Source organism: Paenibacillus contaminans (genome assembly GCF_003285015.1).
GTDB classification, from domain to species: Bacteria; Bacillota; Bacilli; order Paenibacillales; family NBRC-103111; genus Paenibacillus_V; species Paenibacillus_V contaminans.
On the sequence record NZ_QMFB01000002.1, the window covers coordinates 566,338 to 573,690 of the forward strand.

Sequence of the window (7,353 nt, forward strand, 5' to 3'; positions counted from 1 at the left end):
CAAAGCTGCAGCCCCGTCTTTACACGGTCGCTGCAGCTTCTTTGCATTTCTGCTCTGTACAAACAAGGATAAACGGCTTCGCCGCCCTTAAGGACAGGTCGTCACGTACAATCACTCGCGTCGGCCCTCACAATAAACCGGGAAACGTTTGCGGATCTATCGGGGTATCGTCCAAGAAAAGGTCAGGTTCCATCCTCAGCATAGCGCTGAGCAGCTCCGTGGTTCTCGCCGTGTCGCACAGACGTACTTCCGCATCGCCGAACCGCCCTTTGCGCATGGCTCCCTTTGCCTCCAGAAGTCCGTCCACCTTGGAATAATGATTCCATACCGGCGCAGTGTGTCCCCTTACAGGAGCGTGGATTCTCGTTCCGTCCGGCGTAACGGCGTATAGCTGCCTCGGCTCATCGGATACTCTGCCCGGAACGTTCATCCATTCCTCGATCCCGTGTATAAATGTATTCCTTGTCAGGTCCACGCCAATCAGCATAATAACTGCCCGCCGATCCAGCAGCTTCCCCCAGACGGAGCCTCGCGCGCAAGGCGTATCGAATTTTTCGTCGCCGGATACGAATTCCTCCGCATCGCTTCCCAATGCCGCTACGGAGTGGGTCGGGTGCAGAGAACGCCAGATACCCGGCCGCTTTCGGAAAACCTCCGTCAAGATTCCTACGCAAGACGGCGATTCGCTCACATGAAACTCAGGGTTATCCTGATTGATAGAAGCCCAAGTGTGCGTCGGCAGGACGAGCAATCCGTCTTTCATATATTCCGATAACGCATCCAGAACCGTATCCGGTCCGCCCTCCACATCGCCGATGCTTTTCATGGATGAATGCACCAAAAGCGTCCCGTGCGGAGCGATTTTCAGGTTATCGAGATCCTGCAGCAGACTTGCTTTTGTCATTTTTCTGGTGCTTCCAGGTTGACCGGTCATATCTGACATATTCTCCCCCCAATGCGCTAGATCCGAACATGTTCTCACTCGATATGCGGCGCTTGCCCGCGATACTCTTGCGGAGAAACCGACACGAGCTTTTTGAACTCCCGGTAAAAAGACGACGAGCTCTGAAAGCCGCAGCTCAAATAAATATCCGTAATCGGCATATTCGTTCCGCTCAGAAGCTTCTTCGCTTCCTGAACGCGAATTTGCAGAAGATACGACTTGAAGCGCTCGCCCACGATTTCCAGAAACAAATGCCGCGTTCGGGACGGACTGAGCGATAGGACGCGGGCAATATCCGCAAGCTGCACAGGCTCGTGAAAGTGATCTTGAATGTAAGCCAGCGCTGGCTGCAGCAGCATAAATTTCGCGGAAAACCGCTTCCTCCGCCTGCTCGTATTTTCATTCTCGTAATGCCGAAGCAGAAGCGCGCAAATATGGAACAGCAAGCTCTTTACGATGCTTTGATAGGCGCTGCGGCAAGCCTCAAGCTCCGTTTTCATCTCGGTCAGCATGCGTCCGACTTGCTGTGCGGTTGCCGACTCGGCGGGAATGCGATGCTCGAATGTATGCGGATCGTAAATAAACGGCAGAAGCAGATCCGGATTGAACTCCTGGATCGTCCTTACATCCAGGCATACGACAAGGCAAACGCAGGCGTCGCCGGGATCCGACTGGCTCGTATGACGCTCCGTATTATTGACCAGAATGATGTCCCCGGGTCCTACGCGATATTGCTTTTCCATGCATGTAAAGGTACCGCGGCCGGACAAGCAATAACAGAGCTCCAGCGTCGGATGCCAGTGAATCGGCTCCTGAACGCGGTCCAGCGTCCACTTGATAATTTGAGCGCCTGCCTCCTTATCCAGCTTGAAAATGATCTTAACGCCGTCGCTCTTGCCGATGATCCCCATCACGCCGCCCCGCTTTACCGAATTACTTCGTACTGGACCATGACTTGCCCATTCCTAAATATTCTTCAACCAGCGGCTTTACTCCCACCGGACAATTCGCGATAAATGTCCGCGCCGATTCCGGCAGAGGCCACACCTCGTCGAATTGCTGTCCTTTCGTCCGGAACGAAAGCGCGCAGCTGAGTCTTGTTTCCGTACCGTTGTGTGCATGTACCCCGTGATACGTGCGCTCTGCAAACACGATCATATCGCCAGGATCCGTAAACAATGAAAATGCCTCGTCGAAGTCCATTTCCACGCAAGCCTCCGGTTCGGTTCCTTTCCTGTAAAATGACTTGCGGCGGCTTGTAAACTCGAATCCTTTCGGCCCTTCCCACTCTTCCGTATGCGAATCCGGAATAATCGAGATCCCCGCTCTGTCAGGATGCGTCCCGTTCAAATAAAACCAGTTGGAATTGGCTCCCGTCGTATTCAGCACACCGTCCACGCCATAAGGATGAACCCTCGGCTGCCAGTCCGTATGCCAAGCGCCGACCGGAGCTCCCGGCTTCTTGTAAATGGCTGCGGAACGATTGAGCGAAATCGGCTCGTTCCCATATAAACGGCGAGCGATTTTCATATAAGGCTCATAGGTCAGCAGATCGGCCAGCGTCGGCGATTGCTCGATGAAGCTGGTAGCGAAGCGCGTCGTCCCCGGAGTCGAATCGGATTCGTCTTCCAGCGTCCGGCGAACTTCTGCCTTCAGTTTATCCACTATATCCTGCGGAAGCAATCCCTTGACTACGGCAAAACCATGCAACTCGTTACACTTGTAAATCCCCTCAGTATCGTCTTTATCGAATTCGTAAACGTAGGGCAGCTTCTTCGGCGTTTTACTCATCGTTATTCTCTCCTCCATGAAGGTAACCGATTTGCTTGACACCCCCATTATAGTGCAGGCCCATTGGAGAAACGTCCCATTAAAGGCAACCCGATTCCCACAAAGGGCTATTATTAAGACCGTTTCCGAACTCTATAAGTTAAGCCAATGAATGGAGAGTCCACTGCATTCCCTCTCCCTTGTTATTCGTTCAACATATAGAAAAAAACCGCCAAACCAATCTGGCGGCGGCACGCATCCGTTATGATTTATCCCGATTAAAAAAAAGCGGCGCCTCGAGCAATTTCTTGCTCGGTAGACACCGCCCGCTGTTGCATTTCATGTTTACCGCACTTTGCCGCGGCCCGCGACAGGCCAAATCGCTTCGACCTCGTCGCCGCGAACGGCCGCCACTTCGTCAAACATGCTGATGACGGCACAGCAGTGACAAGGAATGATTTCGAGCGTGTCGCCTACGGCAAGCCCTATGTCTTGCTCCTCTTGCGAAAGCTCCAGCATGCCGTGCTCCTCCGTAAACCAGGCGACCGTAATCCCGGGCCGGCCCACGACATAACCGCGGCCGGTGCCGATCGGCGAATCGCCGCCGTCCATGGTGAACACTTTCGTCCCGGCGTCAATGACCGCCCGGTTCGGCGCCGGCCGGCTGACGACCGTAACCTTGACGGTCAGCGAGCAGCTCTCCAGCTCGTGCGCGTCTAGGCTCACCTGCGTCAGGTCGCCGAACACGTACGTGCCCGGTCTGATCTCGGTCACGCCGGCAACCTGCGCCGCATAGCGCGACGAAGGCGTCGAGCCGACGCTTACGATGTCGACCTCCAGCCCGAGCTCGCGCAGCTGAGCGGCCGTCTCTGCGGCGACGCGGCCCTCGTCGAGCCCGATGCTGCGGCGGGCGGCTTCGTCGGCGGCGTCGTAAGACTGGCCGGCGAATGTCAGCAGGCCGCGCAGTCGCAAGCCCGGCAGCTTGGCGACAGCCTGGGCCAGCTCGAGCACCGCTTGGCCTGGCGGCAGCCCGACGCGGCCGAAGCCGCAATCCAGCTCGACGACGACGCCGAAGCTCACGCCTGCGGCTTCCGCCGCGCGGGACATCGGCTCCGCAACATCGAGACTGTCGAGCGCGACCGTCACGTCGGCCTGCTCCGCCAAGCGGACGAGCCTCGCCAGCTTCGCTTCGCCTACGATCGGATAAGCGATCAGAATGTCGCGTATGCCGGCTGCAGCCATCACTTCCGCTTCGCCCAGCTTGGCGACCGTCAGGCCGACTGCCCCCGCATCCACCTGCATGCGGCCGACCTGCGGCAGCTTATGTGTCTTGCCGTGCGGCCGCAGACCGATGCCGGCTTTGTCGGCGATCGCTTGCATAGCCTCGATATTTTGTTCCGTTTTATCCAAATCGATAATGACGTATGGCGTATCCAGCTCCTGTTTGCGCATCTGTGCGCCCTCCCCGTGCAGCTTGCTTAATCTGTTTGTGCAATAACCTTAACCGCCGGCTGCCGGCGTGACATGCGCTTCCGGCGTTAGGATCGCGAAACGTTTTCTCCGGCTCGTTGCCTCTAGAACGCCAGCTGTCCGCCGTCGACGACGATCGTTTCGCCCGTAATGAATGCTGCATCCTCGGATGCGAGGAACGCAAATACGCCGGAAATATCCTTCGGCTTGCCTACGCGTCCGAGAGGAATTTTGGTACGGATATACTCTTCGATAAATTCCGGACTGTCGATCGCTTCCGACATCGGCGTTTGAATGTATCCCGGGCATACCGCGTTAACGCGGATACCGAAAGCGCCAAGCTCGAGGGCCATCGTTTTGGTCAGCAGCACGATGCCTCCTTTAGACGCGTTGTAATGCGCATATTTCGCTTCGCCGACAAGTCCGTTCGTCGAAGCCATGTTAATGATGGAGCCGCTTCCAGCGGCCGACATTTCTTTGGCCACGCGCTGCGCAACATAAAACATTCCGTTCAGATTGACATCGAGCATTTTACGCCAGTTTTGCGCTTGGATATCAAGAAACGGCTCTTCCCAGGCGATGCCTGCATTGTTCACAAGAACGTCTATTTTTCCATAAGCGCTTACGGCTTGCGCAACCGCCTGATCGACCTGCTCCTGATTGCTGACGTCAACCGGGAACGTCATGCATGTATACCCGGCTTCCTTCCATTCCCGTCCCACTTTGTCGAGCTCGTCTCTGTCGTAATCCAAAACGGCCAGCGCCGCTCCTTCCGCGGCAAAACGCTCCACGATCGCTCTGCCGATGCCCCGGCTCCCGCCGGTTACAAGCACTACTTGATTGCTGAATCTGTTCATATGAATCCTCCCTTTGACCGGTTACGCCTCATCCGGAATTTTGGCAACTGCATCGATTTCCACCAAAATATCGTCCAATCCCGCCTGTACGCACGTACGCGCAGGGAACGGCTCGTCGAAATACGTCTTGTATACGCGATTAAATGCCGCAAAATCGCTCATCCGCTCCAAATATACGGTTATTTTTACGACATCGTCCATGGAGCTGCCCGCAGCTTCCACAATGCCTTTGATGTTGTCCATCGTCAGCTTTGCCTGCTCCTCGATCGTTTCGCCTAGGATCTCGCCGGTCTTCGGATCCAGCGGTCCTTGCCCCGACACGAATACGAACCCGCCCGATATGACTCCCTGCGAGTAAGGCCCGTCTCCCTTGGAAGCTCCATCCGTAAACACCGCTTTTCTCATTGCCGCAGCACTCCTTTGTATAAAATAAAATTTAGCGATAATTCCCAAATCGTGCGTATTCAACTACAATGAAACGTTTTGTCCCGCCCGCAGCTTTAAAATTGGCCATGCGCCAATTACAATCAAATACAATTTATTGACGTTCTTCCGCAGCGCCGCACCATTTTACGATCGTTTGCGCGTAGATTTCCACTAATTGAAGAAGCGAAGAAATTTCCACATACTCGTCCGGCGCATGTGCATTCGCGCCTTTAGGTCCTATAACAATCGCCGGCGTCGGGCTATGAAGATTAAACATGAACGCGTCGCAAGCAAATGGCGCGCCCTGAACAGCGGCCGTTTCGCCGGTCGTCCGTTCGACTTCATCCGCGAGTATCCCGATAAGCGGGTGACCTGGCGTCATTTCCGAGCCCGGCAAAAAACGGATCATTTTGCTGAAGGTCGGCGCATACGGTCCCGAGACGATCTCCTTGCCTCCATCGCGGGCAAATGCGTCCAGCAGCTCCTGCTTCAGCTGTTCTTCGTCCGTCCCCGGGTAGCACTCTATCCAAATGTCGACGTGGCATTCGGTCGGTCCCGCATCGCACAGGGGCGCCGTCATGTCTCCCGCCTCCACGCGTGTGATCACAATGGGGAGGTACCGGTCGTTCTCATACCAAGGCGCAGGTCCCGGTTGCTCGCTGCGCGCCTGCTCGAACCGCTCCAGGAAGCTCATGAACTTGCTGGCTGCATATACCGGGTTGACGATCGTCTCTCCGCTGAACGACAGCCCCGTCGTCCCGCGAAACGTAATACGCCATAACGCGCCGCCTTTGGAAGCGGGACAAACGGCGAGATTCGTCGGCTCCGGCACGATGGCCGCATCCGGATTGTCCCCGCGAATACGTCCGGCCAGCGTCCCGTTCGCGCCGCCGAACTCTTCGTCGACGACCGATTCGATCAATACGTCTCCCTGCAGCTTGACGCCCAGCTCGTTTAGGCATTGTACGGCCATAATGGAAGCGGCCAGGCCGCCCTTCATATCGAAGGAACCGAGACCGTAAAGTCGGTCTCCATCGATCCAAGGCTCCCAAGGCGAGCGGCTCCATCCCGGAGCTACGACTGCCGTATCGATATGGCTCGAAAAAACGAGCGACTTGCCGCCGCCGATGCCCCTCTTCGTACCGATCACATTCGGCCGATCTGCATAATCCTTGCCGGGAAAGTATGCCGGATGCTCGCGAAAGCCGGGAACATCCTCCGGGGAATACAAGTCGACTTCCATATGAAGGGCTTCCAATACACCGCGAATATGAACTTGGCTGTCCTTTTCTTTGCCCGTAGTAATCTGATTGACGGTATCGAATTTGACCAAATCGCCGACTTGATCGACAATACGCTCCCGATTGGCGTTCACCCATTGCCTAATGCTTTCCTCGAATGAACCTTGCCGAACCACCGTACCCTCCCCTTTCGTCTTATCAACGTCGATACAAGTTTCATACAAGTTTTATATACTGGACTAAGTTCAGTGTAATCAGAAACGAACATACTGTCAATCGAACTCTTTCGTCATATTTTTATAAAACGTATAGGTAAGCCTGGAAAACGAATGTTTCAGTTACGGAAATCATTTCAACCTGTTGAACTTAATGCAAGGGAGTGTACAAAAGCCGGCAAAAAGCCGAAATTTCATTCGTTGAGCTATTTATTTGCTGGAGATTTTCCGTTTTTCACAGATGCTAGATCGCAAGAAAGGCGGATACTTTTCGAGATCGCTGGTGGTTTATAAAGCGGAGAAAGCTGCAATAGCTGTACATGCAACAAAAAACCGACCACTAATTATAGTGGTCGGTTTTTTGTGCTTGGCGACGTCCTACTCTCCCAGACCCCTGCGGGTCAAGTACCATTGGCGCTGGAGGGCTTAAC

General features: G+C 54.9%; 7 protein-coding genes. All 7 read right to left on the reverse strand.

Translation table 11 applies throughout. From position 1 onward, the window contains the following. Positions 1–127: 127 nt before the first annotated feature. Entirely contained in the window at positions 128–904 is a 777-nt protein-coding gene (locus DQG23_RS06560; protein WP_113029995.1) for an AAC(3) family N-acetyltransferase, read from the reverse strand. A 74-nt stretch (positions 905–978) separates the two neighbouring features. Then, positions 979–1,854, reverse strand: a complete 876-nt coding sequence (locus DQG23_RS06565) for an AraC family transcriptional regulator (RefSeq protein ID WP_113029996.1) — start codon at positions 1,852–1,854, stop codon at positions 979–981. Between the two features lie 22 nt (positions 1,855–1,876). Further along, positions 1,877–2,734 carry a phytanoyl-CoA dioxygenase family protein gene (locus tag DQG23_RS06570; RefSeq protein ID WP_158560330.1) on the reverse strand — a complete coding sequence of 286 codons (858 nt, stop codon included), beginning with the start codon at positions 2,732–2,734 and terminating at the stop codon, positions 1,877–1,879. A 324-nt stretch (positions 2,735–3,058) separates the two neighbouring features. Further along, positions 3,059–4,165: an alanine racemase gene (locus DQG23_RS06575; protein ID WP_113029998.1), complete on the reverse strand. Its 1,107-nt coding sequence runs from the start codon at positions 4,163–4,165 to the stop codon at positions 3,059–3,061. Positions 4,166–4,287: 122 nt separating this feature from the next. Next, positions 4,288–5,040: an SDR family NAD(P)-dependent oxidoreductase gene (locus DQG23_RS06580; protein WP_113029999.1), complete on the reverse strand. Its 753-nt coding sequence runs from the start codon at positions 5,038–5,040 to the stop codon at positions 4,288–4,290. 21 nt (positions 5,041–5,061) lie between these two features. Further along, entirely contained in the window at positions 5,062–5,445 is a 384-nt protein-coding gene (locus DQG23_RS06585) for a Rid family detoxifying hydrolase (RefSeq protein WP_113030000.1), read from the reverse strand. Positions 5,446–5,578: 133 nt separating this feature from the next. After that, positions 5,579–6,883, reverse strand: a complete 1,305-nt coding sequence (locus tag DQG23_RS06590) for a M20/M25/M40 family metallo-hydrolase (protein WP_113030001.1) — start codon at positions 6,881–6,883, stop codon at positions 5,579–5,581. Positions 6,884–7,353 lie beyond the last annotated feature (470 nt).